At 71.1% G+C, this 16364-nt stretch carries 14 protein-coding genes; 10 read left to right on the top strand and 4 right to left on the bottom strand.

The annotated features are described in order from the left end of the window. Window position 1: 1 nt before the first annotated feature. The 3 genes from GY24_RS01110 to GY24_RS01120 form a co-directional block, all read right to left on the bottom strand. A complete protein-coding gene (locus GY24_RS01110) occupies window positions 2-901 on the bottom strand; it encodes a carbohydrate kinase family protein (protein WP_104473973.1) in 900 nt (299 codons plus the stop codon). Beyond that, window positions 898-1692: an SGNH/GDSL hydrolase family protein gene (locus tag GY24_RS01115; RefSeq protein WP_104473974.1), complete on the bottom strand. Its 795-nt coding sequence runs from the start codon at window positions 1690-1692 to the stop codon at window positions 898-900. Before GY24_RS01115 ends, GY24_RS01110 begins: the two co-directional genes overlap by 4 nt. A gap of 128 nt (window positions 1693-1820) precedes the next feature. Beyond that, entirely contained in the window at window positions 1821-3191 is a 1371-nt protein-coding gene (locus GY24_RS01120; RefSeq protein WP_104473975.1) for an FAD-binding oxidoreductase, read from the bottom strand. A 112-nt stretch (window positions 3192-3303) separates the two neighbouring features. Between GY24_RS01120 and GY24_RS01125 the strand changes: the two genes are divergently transcribed. Continuing rightward, entirely contained in the window at window positions 3304-4509 is a 1206-nt protein-coding gene (locus tag GY24_RS01125) for a DUF998 domain-containing protein (protein ID WP_104473976.1), read from the top strand. A gap of 18 nt (window positions 4510-4527) precedes the next feature. Here GY24_RS01125 and GY24_RS01130 read toward each other — a convergent pair whose 3' ends face one another. Then, window positions 4528-6084, bottom strand: a complete 1557-nt coding sequence (locus tag GY24_RS01130) for a PucR family transcriptional regulator (protein ID WP_104473977.1) — start codon at window positions 6082-6084, stop codon at window positions 4528-4530. Between the two features lie 145 nt (window positions 6085-6229). Between GY24_RS01130 and gabT the strand changes: the two genes are divergently transcribed. The 9 genes from gabT to GY24_RS01175 all read left to right on the top strand — a co-directional run bounded on the left by gabT (window position 6230) and on the right by GY24_RS01175 (window position 16319). After that, window positions 6230-7606, top strand: coding sequence for a 4-aminobutyrate--2-oxoglutarate transaminase (gene gabT, locus GY24_RS01135; RefSeq protein ID WP_104473978.1), 1377 nt, complete (start codon window positions 6230-6232; stop codon window positions 7604-7606). Between the two features lie 313 nt (window positions 7607-7919). Next, complete coding sequence (locus GY24_RS01140) at window positions 7920-9401, top strand: NAD-dependent succinate-semialdehyde dehydrogenase (protein ID WP_083362252.1); 1482 nt, start codon at window positions 7920-7922, stop codon at window positions 9399-9401. Between the two features lie 75 nt (window positions 9402-9476). Then, window positions 9477-10838 carry a flavin monoamine oxidase family protein gene (locus GY24_RS01145; RefSeq protein WP_104473979.1) on the top strand — a complete coding sequence of 454 codons (1362 nt, stop codon included), beginning with the start codon at window positions 9477-9479 and terminating at the stop codon, window positions 10836-10838. Window positions 10839-10840: 2 nt separating this feature from the next. Continuing rightward, window positions 10841-11722, top strand: coding sequence for a universal stress protein (locus tag GY24_RS01150; RefSeq protein WP_104473980.1), 882 nt, complete (start codon window positions 10841-10843; stop codon window positions 11720-11722). Window positions 11723-11727: 5 nt separating this feature from the next. Further along, complete coding sequence (locus GY24_RS01155) at window positions 11728-13272, top strand: APC family permease (RefSeq protein ID WP_104473981.1); 1545 nt, start codon at window positions 11728-11730, stop codon at window positions 13270-13272. A 169-nt stretch (window positions 13273-13441) separates the two neighbouring features. After that, the gene (locus GY24_RS01160) at window positions 13442-13891 is read left to right on the top strand and encodes a MaoC family dehydratase N-terminal domain-containing protein (RefSeq protein WP_104473982.1); all 450 of its coding nucleotides are present in this window, start codon (window positions 13442-13444) and stop codon (window positions 13889-13891) included. Next, on the top strand, window positions 13891-14364 hold the full coding sequence (locus GY24_RS01165; protein ID WP_104473983.1) for a MaoC family dehydratase: 474 nt from the start codon (window positions 13891-13893) through the stop codon (window positions 14362-14364). Before GY24_RS01160 ends, GY24_RS01165 begins: the two co-directional genes overlap by 1 nt. Then, a complete protein-coding gene (locus GY24_RS01170) occupies window positions 14361-15578 on the top strand; it encodes a UDP-N-acetylmuramate dehydrogenase (protein ID WP_233279129.1) in 1218 nt (405 codons plus the stop codon). Before GY24_RS01165 ends, GY24_RS01170 begins: the two co-directional genes overlap by 4 nt. Before the next feature lie 288 nt (window positions 15579-15866). Further along, the gene (locus GY24_RS01175; RefSeq protein ID WP_104473984.1) at window positions 15867-16319 is read left to right on the top strand and encodes a helix-turn-helix transcriptional regulator; all 453 of its coding nucleotides are present in this window, start codon (window positions 15867-15869) and stop codon (window positions 16317-16319) included. Window positions 16320-16364: the final 45 nt, after the last annotated feature.

Here is a 16364-nt window from a genome sequence, read left to right on the forward strand (position 1 = left end):
CTCAGCGCTTCAGCTCGTCGGCGCCGTCGAGCAGCGGGCTCAGGTGCCGCGTGCCGAGGGCCCGGGCGGCCTGTCGTGCCGCGGCCGTGAGGGCGTCAGCCACCCCGGCGCCGCCGAGGCTCGCCGCGAGGTAGCCGGCGAAGAAGGCGTCGCCCGCGCCGTTGGTGTCGACGATGGTCGGCACCGGCACGGCCTCCACCCGGTGCACCGTGCCGTTCTCGTCGACCGCCACGGCCCCGTCGGCGCCCAGGGTGCAGACGACGAGGCGGCTGCCGGCCGCGATGCGCTGCCGGGCGAAGGGCAGCGGGTCGCCGATCTTGTCGGCGTTCATGAAGACGAAGCTGGCCGCGTCGATGAACGGCTGGTGGAAGCTGGCGCTGCCGTCATAGTCGTGGATGTCGGTCCAGACCGGCACGCCGGCCTCCAGAGCCTCGGCGAGCAGCGGGATTCCGAGCGGGGCCAGGTCGAGCACGGCGGCCGCCGCCGAGCGCAGCGCCGATTGTTGTGCCGTGCGGATGCCGGGTGCTGCGGCATCCGCGCTGCCCGGTGCCGCCGGCGTGCTGAGGTAGAGCGAGACCCGGCCGCCGCGCGGGTCCATCAGGTTGAGGTGGCGCTCGCTCGGGCCGGGCACGGTCGTGGCGATCAGCTCGATGCCGGGCACCGCGCCGAGCAGCGCGCGGAGGTGCGCGCCGTCCGCATCCTCGCCGAGCAGCGTGTGCAGGGCGACGGGCACGCCGAGCTCGGCCAGGTGCAGCGCCTTGCCGGCCGAGGTGCCGCCAACTGTGTGCCAGTCGGCCTCCGCGAATTGCATGTGCGGGGTCGGATCCGGCAGCGCGTCCAGCTGCACGATGTGGTTCCAGGACGCCGGCCCCGCGATGAAGACGGGGGGAACGCCCGTCATGCGCCGGTTCCTGTGGCGCCCGTGGCCTCGACCACGACCGGCAGCAGGCTGGCCCGCTTCGGCGCGCGGCCGTCGCCGGAGGAGCGCCCGGTGAGGCGCCGGCCGATCCACGGCACGACGTAGTCGCGGTAGTAGCCGAGGTTGTTGCGCGCGTTCGCCCGGGAGATCGCCGCCTCGTCGATGCCCCACCCGGCGGGCACCTCGACGCCGAGCCCGCGCAGCACGTTGCCGGCGACGCGGGCGTGGCCGAGGGCGTTCAGGTGCAGCTTGTCGCTGGACCAGTACTCGATTCTGGTGAGCTCCTGGTCTGACCAGTTGTCGACGTACGTCATGTTCTCGATCGGGAACCGCTTCGTGACGGCCTCGGCCAGCTCGTCGCCGCGCCGGTTCATCACGGCGCCCATGGGCAGGTGCTTGCCCGGGTTCGCGCCGCTCAGCAGCAGCACGTGGATGCCGGCATCCGCCGCCTGCCTGGCCGCCTGCACCAGCTGCTCCGCCACGTCGTCGATGAGCACCTTCGGGCGCATGATGTCGTTGCCGCCGCCGTTCAGGCTGAGCAGGGCCGGCCTCATGGCGATCGCGGGCGGCAGCTGCTCGGCCAGCAGCGGGCCGAGCTTGCGGCCGCGGATGGCGAGGTTGGCGTAGCCGATCGGGCCGGCGCCGGCCGCGACCGAGGCCTGCGAGAGGCCGATCGCGACGAAGTCCGCCCAGCCGCGCACCGCGCCGTCGGGCAGCTCGTCGCCCATTCCCTCGGTGAAGCTGTCGCCGATTGCGGTGTAGCTGCTGAACATCCGTGCCTCCTGGTCGTGCGCCGCACTGAGCCTACGCCTGCAGGCCCCGGCTGTTGGCTTCGGTCGCAGGCTCCCTCGAGCCAACGGGGTGGGTGTGCTCCCTCGAGCCAACGGGGTGGTTGGGCGCCCTAGAAGACCTTGCCGGGGTTCAGGATGCCGGCCGGGTCGAACACCCGCTTGATCTGCTGCTGCAGCTCGAACTGCTCGTCGCCGAGCTCGCCGCGCAGCCAGCGGCGCTTCAATAGGCCGATGCCATGCTCGCCGGTGAGCGTGCCGCCGAGCGCGATCGCCGCCTGGAACATCTCGTCGGCCGCCTCCCAGACGTGCTCGGGCACGTCCGGCCCCTCGAACACGAAGTTCGGGTGCAGGTTGCCGTCGCCGGCGTGCGCGATGGTCGGGATGACCATGCCGTACTTCCGCTCGATCGCGGCGATCGCGTCGAACATGGCCGGCAACGCGCTGCGCGGAACGGCGACGTCCTCGATCAGGGTGGTGCCGAGCCGCTCCATCGCCGGGTGCATTGCGCGGCGCACCTCGAGCAGGCGCGCGGCCTCCGCGGCATCCGTCGTCAACTCGGCCGTGCCGCCCGCCGCCGCGAGCAACGCCAGCAGCTGGGCGGCCTCCGCCTCTGCCCCCGCGCCGTCGGTCTGCACGAGCAGGTAGGCGGCGCCCCGTTCCCTCAGCGGCAGCCCGAGCAGTGCGCCGATCGCGTCGAGGCTGGCCGCGTCGACCAGCTCCATCACGGCCGGGCGGATGCCGGCCGCCGTCACCGCCGCTGCGGCAGCGGCCGCCGCGCGCACATCGGCGAAGTACGCCCCGATCGTCGGCGTGACGCCGGGCACCAGGCGGCGCAGCCGCACTGTCGCCTCGACGATCACGCCGAGCGTGCCCTCCGAGCCGACCATGAGAGCGGTCAGGTCGAGGCCGGTCACCCCCTTGACGCTGCGGTGGCCGAGCTCGAGCAGGCGCCCGTCGGCCAGGACGACCCTGAGGCCGAGCACCGAGTCGCGGGTGACGCCGTACTTGGCGCAGAGCAGCCCTCCCGCGTTGGTGGCGATGTTGCCGCCGACGGTGGAGATCGCGCGGCTGGCCGGGTCGGGGGTGAACCAGAGCCCGTGCGGGGCCAGCTGCTCGTTCAGGGCCGCGTTGATGATGCCGGGCTCGACGACGGCGAGCTCGTCCGCGGCGTTCACCTCGAGCAGCCGGTCCATCGCCAGCGTCGACAGCACGATCTCGCCGGCGGAACCGATCGCGCCGCCGGCCAGGCCGGTGCCGGCCCCGCGGGTCACGACGGGGGTGCCGTGGGCGCTCGCGATGCGGAGCGTCTGCTGCACCTCCGCGACGGTGCGGGCGGTGACGACGGCCAGCGGCGGCGCCGCCGAGCGGTGCCCCGACTTGTCGGCCTGCGCGTCGCGGAGGATCGAGGCATCCGTCACGACCGAGGAGCCGAGCGCCGCGGCGAGGGCGAGAACGACGGGGGCGGGTGTTGCGGCAGGCATGGTGCGACCTCTCGACACTGGGCAGTTGGCTGCGCCATGATGATTTCACAGTCTGCGTTGCCGCACCGGACGAGAGCCGCCCGGAGCACGGTGCGCGGCATGGGGGACCCCGATGAGCGCACTGGCCCAGCTGCATGAGCTGCGGGTGAGGCTCGCCGCCAAAGAGGCCACGACCGAATCGCTCGCGCTCGCCGCTGGCGCCATCGCCTTCCTCATCGCCGCGCTGCTGGCGTGGCCGGTCCTGGGCCTGCAGCCGGTGGACATCGCTGGCCCCGGATCACTGGGCGAGTACGTCGCGATCGCGAGCGCGGCCGTCGCGCTCGCCGCATTCGTCGGCGGTCGCGTGCTCTCGGCGCACCACCACGACGGCGCGGGCCCCGCGGTGATCACCGGCGTCGACGGCCCCCTCGTCGGGTTCACCACCCATCGTGCGCCGCGCTTCCTCGACGTGGCCGCACTCGCGCTCGCCCACGGCGTGATCTTCCTGCTGATGTGGACGGGCATCGCCGACTTGCTGGAGAAGAGCTTCCAGGGTGCCGAGGTGTTCACCATCCCGGCGCTCATCCTCTCCGGCGCCGCGGCCGCCGTCAGCGCCTACTTCAGCTACCTCTCGGCTGCGGGCATGAACGCCATGCGCCTCTCCGGGGTGCTGCTGGTGTTCCTCGTCGTCGGCTCGCTCACCGCCATGCTCACCTCGAACGACCCCGACTGGTGGAGGATGAACCTGAGCGCGCTGGGCATCACGGATGACGTGTCTGCCATGGCGTTCAATCTCACCCTGATTGTGGCCGGCGTCATCCTCACCACGATTGCGCGCTATGCAACGGCCGGCCTGATCCGCGAGGGCGAGGCGATCCCGCGCGGCGTGCGATTCGTGCGTTGGGGCCTCGTCGTCATGGGCATCGCGCTCGCCTGCGTCGGCATCTTCCACGTCGACGACTTCTTCCTCATCCACAACACGGTGGCGACGGGCATGGTGGTCGCCTTCGCCGTGCTCGTCGCCGGCCTGCCCCGGTTCCTGCCGCAGCTGCCAAAGACGTTCATGTCGCTCGGCTACCTGTTCCTCGCCGTGATCGTCTTCACGGCCGTCCTGTTCGCGACCGGCTACTACAACCTGACGGCGGTTGAGCTGGTGGCGGCCGTGCTCATCTTCAGCTGGATCATCGTCTTCCTCCGCACCGTCTCCGCCACCTCGAGCGACGAACGGCGAACGGATGCCGCAGAGTACCGCGCGCGTGCCGAAGCTGCCGTCGCCGAATCCGCAGCCGAAGCGGCCGCCGCCGCGCGGGCGGCACCGGGCGGCCTGCCCGCCTCGTAACCGCGGGCAGCCCGCCGGCTAGGCCGACGGCTCGTCGCCGGCCACGAGCAGCGCGGCCCAGATCTCGGCGCGGCCCCGGAACGTGCTGAGATCGCGCCCGAGCAGCCGCTCGGCCAGCCCGACCCGCGCGCGCACCGTGTGCCGGTGCACGCCGAGCAGGCCGGCGCTCGCATCGAACTGGCCGTTCTGCTCCAGCCAGACCCGCAGCGTGTGCAGCAGTTCGCTGCCGGCGGCCTCGTCGTGTGCGCGCAGCGGTTGCAGCGTCGCGCGGCCGATCTCGCGGGCATCCGTCGTGCTCAGGTAGGCCAGCACCCCCTCCTGGGCGAGCTCGCTGAAGGCGCTCACCCCCGGCCCACCGTCCTGCGCGCGGGCCAAGGCCTGCTCGGCCTGGGTGAGTCCGCCGGCCAGCTCCGACGCTCCGCGGGGCTCGCTGACGCCGATGTGCACGGCGAAGTTCGCGGCCACCGCGTCGAGCAGGGGCAGGGACCTCCGGCCCAGCACCAGGGCGATCCGGTCCTCGCCGGCAGACGGATCCGCGGCGAAGAAGAGGGCGCCCGGCCGCTCGGCCACCCGCGCCTCCAGATACTCGGTGACGGAGTGCAGCTTCTCGGCCGGGGCGTCGAGCAGGGCGATGCACACGGGGCTCTCCGGCAGCTCGCCCCACATCTCCCGGCTCACGCTCTGGGCCAACTCCACGTCCCCCCGTCGCCACGCGGCCAGCACCGCCGAGCGCAGGCTGCTCTGGGCCCGGTCCAGCGTGTGGCCCTGCTCGAGCGAGAGCCCGGCCAGCGCGATCACGGCGGTGACAACCTCGTTGCCGGCCGCGTCGAGCTCGCTGCTGCCGCCGATGGCGAGCACCCCGCGCAGCCGGTCCCGGCGGCCGAGCGTCTGCAGCGAGACGGTCTCCCCGCCGGCCGCCAGGCTGCTGCTGGCCCGGTTGCCGCGCCGGAGCAGCCGGGTCGCCTCGTCCTCTGCCGCGGATGCCGCGGCGGCGGCCTCGGCGGGGAACACCCGGTCGAGCCCGCCGTTCGCGTCGAACAGCGCCACCCAGCGGTCGAGCTGGAGCGAGAGCTCGTGCAGCGAGGCGCTCAGCCCGTCCGGGCGCAGCGCGGCCAGCGCGATGGCGCGGTGGGCCGCGAGCGTCCAGGTGCGCCGGGCGAAGCGCTCCTCGGCGGCCATGTCGGCGGCGGCGCGGGCCACGGCGATGAACGGGGTTCGGTAGGGCACCTCGAACGCCGGCAGGCCCGCCAGCCGGCAGGCCTCGACGAGGGCGTCGGGGGTGCCTGCGCGCACGACCTCGGTGCCGAAGCCGAGCCCGTTGATGCCCGCCGCGCTCAGGCGCTCCACGTAGGCGCCGATCAGCTCGTCGCCGTCCTGCTCGCCGAACTGGGTGCCCGTGGTCAACAGCACCTGCCCGGGGGAGAGGAACGGGGTCGGGTCGGCGAGGTCGGAGCTGTGCACCCACGCGATCGGGGCGTCCAACGCACCGGCCGGCAGGGCCTCCTCCGGGGTCAGCAGCTGCAGGGCGAGCTCGCGGTTGGTGGTCAGGCTGCGCAGGGTGGGGAGCATCGTCATCCGTCGGTCCGAGATCGCCTATACAGTGTGGCGAAATTGTGTGCCCCAACTATACGTCCCGGCGGTGCCGCCGCGCTGCGCCCGGAGCTTACGATGGCGCATCGGCACTGCGGCCACGAGCCGCACGAACATCTCAGGAGTAGCAATGACACTCACCGAATCAGCGGTTACCGTCTCCACCACCGCAGCGCCCGTGGGCGGGCCGTCACTGCCACAGCAGCGCACGCTCGTCACCGCTATTCCTGGACCGAAGTCCCAGGAGCTCCTCGCCCGCAAGGCGCAGGCAGTCTCGGCCTCGGTCGGCTCGACCATTCCCGTGTTCACCGTTGCCGCCGGCGGCGGCGTGCTCGTTGACGTCGACGGCAACTCGCTCATCGACCTCGGCAGTGGCATCGCCGTCACCGGCGTGGGCAACAGCGCCCCCCGGGTTGTCGCCGCCGTGGCCGCGCAGCTCGAGCAGTTCACCCACACCTGCTTCACCGTTGCGCCCTACGACTCCTACGTCGAGGTCGCCGAGGCCCTCAACCGGCTCACCCCCGGCGACCACGAGAAGCGCAGCGCACTCTTCAACTCCGGCGCAGAGGCCGTGGAGAATGCCGTCAAGATCGCCCGCCACTACACCGGCAAGCAGGGCGTCGTCGTCTTCGACCACGCCTACCACGGCCGCACCAACCTCACCATGGCGCTCACCGCCAAGAACCAGCCGTACAAGAACGGCTTCGGCCCCTTCGCACCCGAGGTCTACCGGGTGCCCACGAGCTACCCGCTGCGCGACGGCGGCCTGAGCGGTGCCGAGGCGGCCAAGCTCACCATCACCCAGATCGAGAAGCAGGTCGGCGCGGGCAACCTCGCCGCCGTCATGATCGAGCCCATCCAGGGTGAGGGCGGCTTCATCGTCCCCGCCGACGGCTTCATGAACGCCATCGTCGACTGGTGCACCGCCAACGGCGTCGTCTTCATCGCCGACGAGGTGCAGACCGGCTTCGCCCGCACCGGCACCATGTTCGCCAGCGAGCAGTTCGGCATCGTGCCCGACCTCGTCGTCACCGCCAAGGGCATCGCGGGCGGCCTGCCGCTCTCGGCCGTCACCGGTCGCGCCGAGATCATGGACGCCCCGCAGATCGGCGGCCTCGGCGGCACCTACGGCGGAAACCCGCTCGCCTGCGCCGCGGCCCTCGCCACCATCGAGACCTACGAAGAGGACGGCCTCCTCGAGCGCGCTGCAGAGATCGGCGCAATCGTCCGCGAGGTGTTCGGCGCCGCACAGGCCACCGACGCCCGCATCGGCGAGGTGCGCGGCCTCGGCGCCATGATGGCCATCGAGCTGGTGGATGCCGCGACGGGCGAGCCCGACGCCGCCCTCACCGCCCGGGTCGCGACGGCCACCCACGCCCTCGGCGTGATCGTGCTCACCTGCGGAACCTACGGCAACGTCATCCGCTTCCTGCCCCCGCTCGCCATCGGCGACGAGCTGCTGCGCGAGGGCCTGCAGGTCGTCCTCGACGCGCTCGCCGCCAACTAGCGGCCCCTGCCTCCGGGGGCGCCGCACTTCTGCCGGTTGCGCGGCCCCCCGGTTACGTCCCGTCCCGCGCACTGGGCGGCCCGGCCAAACCCGTTGGTCGAGTAGGCCAGCCCGCCTCAAACCCGTTGGTCGAGTAGGCCCGCCAGCCTCAAACCCGTTGGTCGAGTAGGCCCGCCAGGGCCGTATCGAGACCCCCGGGGGCGAGGTCTCGATACGCTCATTCCTCGCTAGTCGACCAGCGGGCGTGGCTTCGGCGGGCTCACCCTTCCCCTGAACCATCTGACACACAGCACCATTCGATCGGAGCAACAGCATGACCGCAGCAACCGCCACCCTGGCCCCGCACGAGGCCGACCTGCTCGCTCGCGTCCCCAGCGGCCTGTACATCAACGGCACCTGGCAGGACGGCGCCGGCGCGCCGATCGACGTGACCGACCCGGCCACCGGCGAGGTCATCAAGACGATTGCCAACGCGGACGCCGCCGACGGCATCCGGGCCTTGGACGCGGCCGTCGCGGCCCAGGACGCCTGGGCCGCCACCGCTCCGCGTGCGCGCGGTGAGATCCTGCGCCGCGCCTTCGACCTGCTGCAGGAGCGCAAGGAGGAGTTCGCGCTGCTGATGACCATGGAGATGGGCAAGCCGATCGCCGAGGCCCGTGGAGAGGTCGCCTACGGTGGCGAGTTCCTGCGCTGGTTCAGCGAGGAGGCCCCGCGCATCAGCGGCCGCTACGGCCAGAACCCCGAGGGCACCGGCCACATGGTCATCTCGCAGCGCCCGGTCGGCCCCTGCTTCCTGATCACCCCGTGGAACTTCCCGCTCGCCATGGCCACCCGCAAGATCGCCCCGGCGCTGGCCGCCGGCTGCACGGTCGTCATCAAGCCGGCCACGCTCACCCCGCTGACCACGCTCTTCTTCGCACAGCTGCTCGAGGATGCCGGCGTCCCGGCCGGTGTCGTCAACGTCATCACCACCTCCACCTCCGGCGCCGTCTCCAGCCCGATCATCGCCGACCCGCGGCTGCGCAAGCTCAGCTTCACCGGCTCGACCGGCGTCGGCCAGGCGCTCATCCGCGAGGCGGCCCAGGGCGTGCTGCGCACCTCGATGGAGCTCGGCGGCAACGCCCCGTTCGTGGTGTTCGAGGACGCCGACCTGGACAAGGCCGTCGAGGGCGCCATGCTGGCGAAGTTCCGCAACATCGGCCAGGCCTGCACCGCGGCCAACCGCTTCATCGTGCACGAGTCCATCGCGAGCGAGTTCGCCGCCCGCGTCGCCGAGCGCGTGCGCGGGCTCACCCTGGGCCGCGGCACCGAGGACGGGGTGAACATCGGCCCGCTCGTGAGCGAGAAGGCCGTCTCCGACACCGACGCCCTCGTGCAGGACGCCATCGAGCGTGGCGCAGAGCTGCTCGCCGGCGGCAAGCGCCCGGAGGGTGCCGGATCGTTCTACGAGCCGACCGTCCTCGCCGACGTGCAGCCCGGCAGCGACATCCTGCGCGAGGAGATCTTCGGCCCGGTCGTCGGCATCGTGACCTTCTCCACGGAGGACGAGGCCGTGCGCCTGGCCAACTCCACCGAGTACGGCCTGATCAGCTACGTGTTCACCGAGGAGCTGGCCCGCGGCCACCGAATGATCGAAAAGCTTGACACCGGCATGATGGGGCTCAACACTGGCCTTGTCTCCAACGCCGCGGCACCCTTCGGCGGCGTCAAGCAGTCCGGTCTCGGGCGCGAGGGCGGCCTCGAGGGCATCCACGAGTACCTCTCCACCAAGTACACTCTGATCCCCGCCTCCTAACCCCCGAACACCACGCACCACACTCCCGTCAGCGTCGACGGTTCGAACAACGCAGTTGAACAGCAAGGAGCAACAATGACCGCCATTGAACGTGATGTCGTCATCATCGGAGCAGGCCCCTCGGGCCTCACCGCAGCCAACGAACTCACCAAGGCCGGCCTCACGGTGGCCGTTCTCGAGGCCCGCGACCGTGTGGGCGGCCGCACCTGGACCGACCACTTCGATGGCCACATGATCGAGATCGGCGGCCAGTGGGTCTCGCCCGACCAGGACGCGCTGCTCGACACCCTCGCCGAGCTCGGCCTGGAGACGTACTCCCGCTACCGCGAGGGCGAGAACGTCTACATCGACAAGGACGGCGAGAAGCGCCTGTTCACCGGCGACATCTTCCCCGTCAAGCCGGAGACCGAGGCCGAGCTGATCCGCCTCATCGACGAGCTTGACGTCGTCGTCGCCGAGATCGACGCCGACAAGCCGTGGGCGCACCCGCGCGCCGAGGAGTACGACTCGATCACCTTCAAGCACTGGCTCGAGGAGGCGACGGCCGACCAGGAGGCGCGCGACAACATCTCGCTGTACATCGGCGCGGCGATGATCACCAAGCCGGACCACGCGTTCTCGTTCCTGCAGGCACTGCTGATGGCGGCATCCGCCGGCAGCTTCACCCACCTCGTCGACGCCGACTTCATCCTCGACAAGCGCGTCGTCGGCGGCATGCAGGGCGTCTCGATCGCCCTCGCCGAGCGCCTCGGCGACGACGTGCACCTCGGCCAGCCGGTGCGCACCCTGCGCTGGAGCGACGACGGCGTCGTGGCAATCACGGCCAGCGGCCTGGAGGTGCACGCCAAGCGGGCCATCCTCGCCGTGCCGCCGGTGCTGTTCAGCCGCATCTCCTACGAGCCGCCGCTGCCGCGCCACCAGCACCAGCTGCACCAGCACCTCTCGATGGGCTTCGTCATCAAGGTGCACGCCGTCTACGAGACGCCGTTCTGGCGCGAGGCCGGCCTCTCCGGCACCGCGTTCAGCCCGTACGAGCTCTCGCACGAGGCCTACGACAACACCAACCACGACGACCCGTTCGGCACCCTGGTCGGCTTCGTCTCCGACCGCAACGCCGACGGCGTCTTCGAGCTGAGCGCCGAGGAGCGCAAGGCCCGCATTCTCGAGTCGCTCTCGCACTACTACGGTGAGCAGGCCAAGAACCCGGTGTTCTACTACGAGAGCGACTGGGGCAGCGAGGAGTGGACCCGCGGTGCATACGCGGCCAGCTTCGACATGGGCGGCCTCTCCCGCTACGGCGCCGACCAGCGCACGCCGGTCGGCCCGATCTCCTTCTCCTGCAGTGACTTCGCCGGAGCCGGTTACCAGCACGTCGACGGCGCGATCCGCGTCGGCCGCGAGACCGCGGCGGCCATCGCCGCAGAGCTCAAGGGCTGATCATGAGCCTGCTCGTCGGCTACACCGCCACGCCGGCGGGCGAGGATGCCCTCGCCCTCGGCGTCCGCCTGGCCCGCAGCCGGGGAACGGGCATTGACATCGTCCTCGTGCTGCACAGCGAGGAACGCCCGACGGTCGTTCCGACCGACGCGGGCTACGAGCGTCACCTGTCCCAGCTCGCCGCCGGATGGCTGCGCGAGGCCCGGGCATTGGTGCCGGCGGATGTCGCGGCGCAGACGCACCTGGTCTACGCGCACTCCTTCGCCGACGGCCTGCTCGAGACCGCCGAGACCCTCGGCAGCGAGATGATCGTCGTCGGCGCCGCCCGGCACGGTCTGCTCGGCCGGTTCACCATCGGAAGCGTGGCGAGCTCGCTGCTGCACGTCTCACACGTGCCCGTCGCGCTGGCTCCGGAGGGCACGCGCAACGGCGGCATGGAGCGCCCGCTCACCCGCATCACGTGCGCCATCGGCACCCGCGTTGGCGCGCAGGCGCTGCTGGAGGAGAGCATCAAGCTCGCCGCCAGCGGCAATGTCCCGCTCCGCCTGATCTCCCTCGTCGGCGTCGACCTGCCCGGCGGGCACGACGATCCCGAGGTGCTCCGGGTCGGCGCGGCACACGCCGACGCCGCCGCGAAGCAGGCCCTGGCCACCCTCAACAAGGACGCCGAGGTCACCACGGAGGTGGCATCCGGCCAGAGCATCGAAGAGGCCGTCACCCGCGTCGACTGGGATGACGACGACATCGTGCTCGTCGGCTCCAGCCGGCTCGCGCAGCCGCGCCGGCTCTTCCTCGGGTCCACCGCAGCGAAAATGCTGCACGAACTTTCGGTACCCATGGTCGTCGTGCCACGGGATGCCGCCACCACAACGGTTGGGGAGTAGCCCACATGAACAACGACAGCGCCAAGGACGTCGCTGCAGCGGCTGAGTCCGCTGCAACCATCGACACCGGCATCTCCAAGAAGGGCCTCAGCGCAGGCTCCGTCGGCCTCGTCGGGGCCGTCGTCATCGGCATCTCCTGCATCGCCCCCGCGTACACGCTGACGGCCGCCCTCGGCCCGACCGTGTCCGAGGTGGGCGTGCAGGTGCCCGCCGTCATCCTCGTCGGATTCATCCCCATGCTGCTGGTGGCCCTCGGCTACCGCGAGCTGAACCGGCGGATGCCGGACTCGGGAACCTCCTTCACCTGGGCGACGCGGGCCTTCGGCCCGTGGATCGGTTGGATGGCCGGCTGGGGCCTCATCGCGGCCACCATCCTCGTGCTCTCCAACCTGGCCGGCATCGCGGTGGACTTCCTGTTCCTGCTGATCTCGCAGATCGCCGGCAACCCGGACATCGCGTCGCTGGCGACGAACCCGTTCATCAACGTGGTGACCTGTCTGCTGTTCATGCTCGGGGCGACCTGGATCTCGTATCGCGACATGCAGACGACGCAGAAGCTGCAGTACTGGCTGGTCGGCTTCCAGGTTCTGGTGCTGCTGATCTTCTCCGGCGCAGCGCTCTGGCAGGTCGCCAACGGCAACGCCTTCGATGCAACCGCGATCGAGGCGTCCTGGTTCAACCCCTTCGCCGTCAGCTCCTTCTCGGCCTTCGCGGCCGGCATCTCGCTGTCGATCTTCATCTTCTGGGGCTGGGATGTCACACTCACCATGAACGAGGAGACCCGCGGCTCCGAGAAGACGCCCGGCCGGGCCGCCACCATCACGGTGTTCCTGATCGTGATCCTGTACCTGCTCATCGCGGTGTCGCTGATCGCCTTCGCCGGCGTCAGCGATGGGGAGTTCGGCCTCGGCAACCCCGACATCCAGGACAACGTGTTCTTCCACCTGGCCGGCCCGATCCTCGGACCGCTCGCGGTGCTGGTCTCCCTCGCCGTGCTCACCAGCTCGGCGTCGAGCCTGCAGTCCACGTTCGTCTCGCCCGCCCGCACCCTGCTGGCGATGGGGCACTACGGCGCGCTGTCGCCGAAGTTCGCCAAGGTGAGCCCGCGCTTCTTCACCCCCGGCTACGCCACGATCGTCTCCGCGGTAACCGCGAGCGTGTTCTATGCGGTGATGCGCTTCATCAGCGAGAACGTGCTCTGGGACACCATCACCGCCCTCGGCATGATGATCTGCTTCTACTACGGCATCACCGCCTTCGCCTGCGTCTGGTACTTCCGGAAGCAGTGGACCAACAGCGTGCGGGAGTTCTTCTTCACCCTGCTGGCCCCGCTCGTCGGCGGCATCATCCTGGCCGTGATCTTCGTGGCGACGCTCATCGACAGCATGGACCCGGACTACGGATCGGGCTCGAACGTCGGCGGCGTCGGCCTGGTGTTCATCCTCGGCATGGTCGTGCTGGTCGGCGGCGCCATCATCATGATCATCGAGTCGCGCAAGCGGCCGGCCTTCTTCCGCGGCGAGACGCTCTCCCGGGCGGCCGCCGACTAGGCGCATCGCGGCATCCGTTCGCCTCCCGTGCGCACGCGCGGGAGGCGAACGGTCGAATGGGAGGCCAGAATCCACGGATTCTGGCCTCCCATTCTCGTTTCTGCCTCCCGAGCGGATGCCGGGGCCGCCGGCTGCGCAGCCTTCCAGCTGGGTTGCCTAGACTGGTCTCGTGTCTGTGAACCCCGAATTGCAGGGCCGGATCTTCCCGCCCATCGCGCCCTACCTGGTCGGCCGTGAGAAGGTGCGCGAGTTCGCCCGCGCCGTCTTCGCCACCAACCCGATCAACCTCGACCCGGAGGCGGCCCGCGCCGCCGGCCACGCCGACATCGTCGCCCCGCCGACTTTCGCCGTCGTGGTGCAGGAGCGCACCCTCGCTCAGCTGCTGGCCGAGCCGGATGCCGGCATCGACTTCAGCCGCGTCGTGCACGGCGACCAGCGCTTCAGCTACAGCCGCCCGATCGTGGCCGGCGACGAGCTCACCGCCACCCTCCGCGTCGCCAGCGTCAAGACGCTCGGCCCGCACGCGATGGTGACGGCGGAGTCCACCATCACCGACGCGGCCGGCGAGCACGTCGTCACGGCCATCTCCACGCTCGTGGTCAGAGGAGACGACGCATAATGCCCGGAACACCAGCAACCGACGCAGCGACAAGCTCGACCAGCGCGGCTCTTCCCGTCCTCTCCGAGCTCGCCGTCGGCGACGTCGTCGCCGAGCGCAGCTACGCCCTCAGCCGCGACTCGCTCGTGCGCTACGCCGGCGCGTCCGGCGACTTCAACCCGATCCACTACCGCGATGACGTGGCGGCATCCGTCGGCCTGCCCGGCGTGCTCGCCCACGGCATGCTCACGATGGGCCTCGCCGTGCAGCCCGTCGTCGACTGGGCAGGCGACCCGGCCCGCGTCGTCGACTACCAGGTGAAGTTCACCCGCCCGGTGCCGGTCGACCCGGCCACCGGCGCCGAGGTGACCGTGCTCGCCAAGGTGGGCGCGCTGGAGCCGGACGCCGGCATCGCCCGCATCGACCTCACCGTCAGCTTCGACGGCGCGACCGTGCTCGGCAAGGCCCAGGCGCGCGTCCTGCTCTCGGCATGAACGACGCTCACGGCATGAACGACGCCGGCGTCGCGCTCTCCGCCCTCACGACCATGCAGGTCGGCGGGGTCCCTGAGCGCATGATCACCGCCAGCACCCAGCGCGAGCTGATCGACGCCGCGCTGGACGTGTGGTCCGACGGCGGCGAGTGGCTGGTTCTGGCCGGCGGCTCGAACACCGTCGCCGCCGACGAGCCCTTCGAGGGCACCGTGCTGCGGGTGGCCACCCGCGGCATCGAGGTGCTGCCGACGGATGCCGACGCACCCGGCCGCGTGCGCGTGCGCGTGCAGGCCGGCGAGCCGTGGGACGATCTCGTCGCCTACGCGGTGGAGCGCGGCTGGTCCGGCATCGAGGCGCTCTCCGGCATTCCGGGATCGACCGGGGCCGCCCCGGTGCAGAACATCGGCGCCTACGGCCAGGAGCTCTCCTCCAGCCTCGTCGCGATCGAGTTCCTCGACTACCTGAGCGGCGAGGTCAGCCGCATCCCGGCCGCGGAGCTCGAGCTCGGCTACCGCACCTCCGTGCTCAAGCAGGGCCGCGAGGGGATCGTGCTCACGGTCGAACTCGACCTGCACGACACCGCCGGCGCGCAGGCCGTCCTCGGCGAGGCCCTCGGCCAGCCGGTCGCCTACGCGCAGCTGGCGTCGGCGCTCGGCGTGCAGCTGGGCGACCGGGTGAGCGTGCAGGCGATGCGCGACGCCGTGCTGGCGCTGCGCGCGTCCAAGGGCATGGTGCTCGACCCCGCAGACCGCGACACCGCCAGCGCCGGCTCGTTCTTCACGAACCCGATCGTGCGCGAGAACTTCGCCCGCGCCCTCCCGGCAGAGGCCCCGCGCTGGCCGCTGGTTCCGGCCGCCGCCGACGTGGTCGTTCCGCTCGGCACGACCGTCGCCGGCAGCCCGCTCGACGAGTTCCTCGCGCACCAGGCCGATCTCGCCGCCTCGACGGTGGATGCCGCCGCGGCTGCATCGGCGGAGACGCTCGTGAAGCTCTCGGCCGCGTGGCTCATCGAGCACGCCGGCATCCGGCGCGGTTTCAGGCTGCCGGGCTCCCGCGCCGCCATCTCGAGCAAGCACACGCTCGCGATCACCAACACCGGTGGCGCGAGCGCCGACGAGGTCGCCCAGCTGGCCCGCTACGTGCAGGGCCGGGTGCAGTCAGAGTTCGGCGTGATTTTGCACCCCGAGCCGGTGCTCGTCGGCCTCGAGCTCTAGGAACCGAGTGGTTTAGGCCGCGGCCGAGCGTCGGCTCTGCGACTTGCGCAGAGCGAGCATTGCCCACGTGATGGTTGATGCGGCGATCACAAACAGGCCTGCGGCGATAAGTTGAACGATCATGAGAGAAATCCTTTCTGTGCGCAGATACAAAAGCGGGTTGCCCGTGCGAGGTTCCGACGGGCAACGATCTGTGCGATGCGGTGAGTTTTCCCCACCACCGGCTGAAATAAGGGTCGCATATGCGACACTTGACTACATGCTAGTGCATCAAGCGCCGGATTTGCGATGATTGACTTCGATGTCGATCGTGTCGAGCGAGATCTCGGCCTCGTCGTGCGGGAGCTCCGCATCAAACGCGACTACTCCCAGCGCGAGTTGGCCGACCGGGCCGGCGTCGGCCTGACGGCGCTGCGCAGCCTCGAGAAGGGCAAGGGGTCGACCCTGACGACGCTGAGCAAAGTGGTGCACGCCCTCGGCCGCGATGCCTGGCTGGGCATGCTCGACGACGCCACCGCCGAGCCCAAGCCGCTGAAGAAAAAGAAGAAGAAGAAGGCGCGCCCCTCCGGCCAGTCCGCGACGGCCGAGGCCCTCGCGGCGCTGGCCGCCGAGGAGGCTGCCGAGAACAAGCGCCGGCGTGTGGCCAAACGCGGCGGCAGCTCCACGGGCGACGCCCGGGCGGATGCCGGCACGGCGCGCACCGGCGCGACGGAGGCCGGCATCACCGCCGCCGCCGAGTAGCCGCGCTCGGGCGCGCGTGCGCTCGTGCGGCCGGCGCGGCCCGTC

The sequence above is a fragment of the Microterricola pindariensis genome, assembly GCF_002936985.1.
GTDB lineage: Bacteria > Actinomycetota > Actinomycetes > Actinomycetales > Microbacteriaceae > Microterricola > Microterricola pindariensis.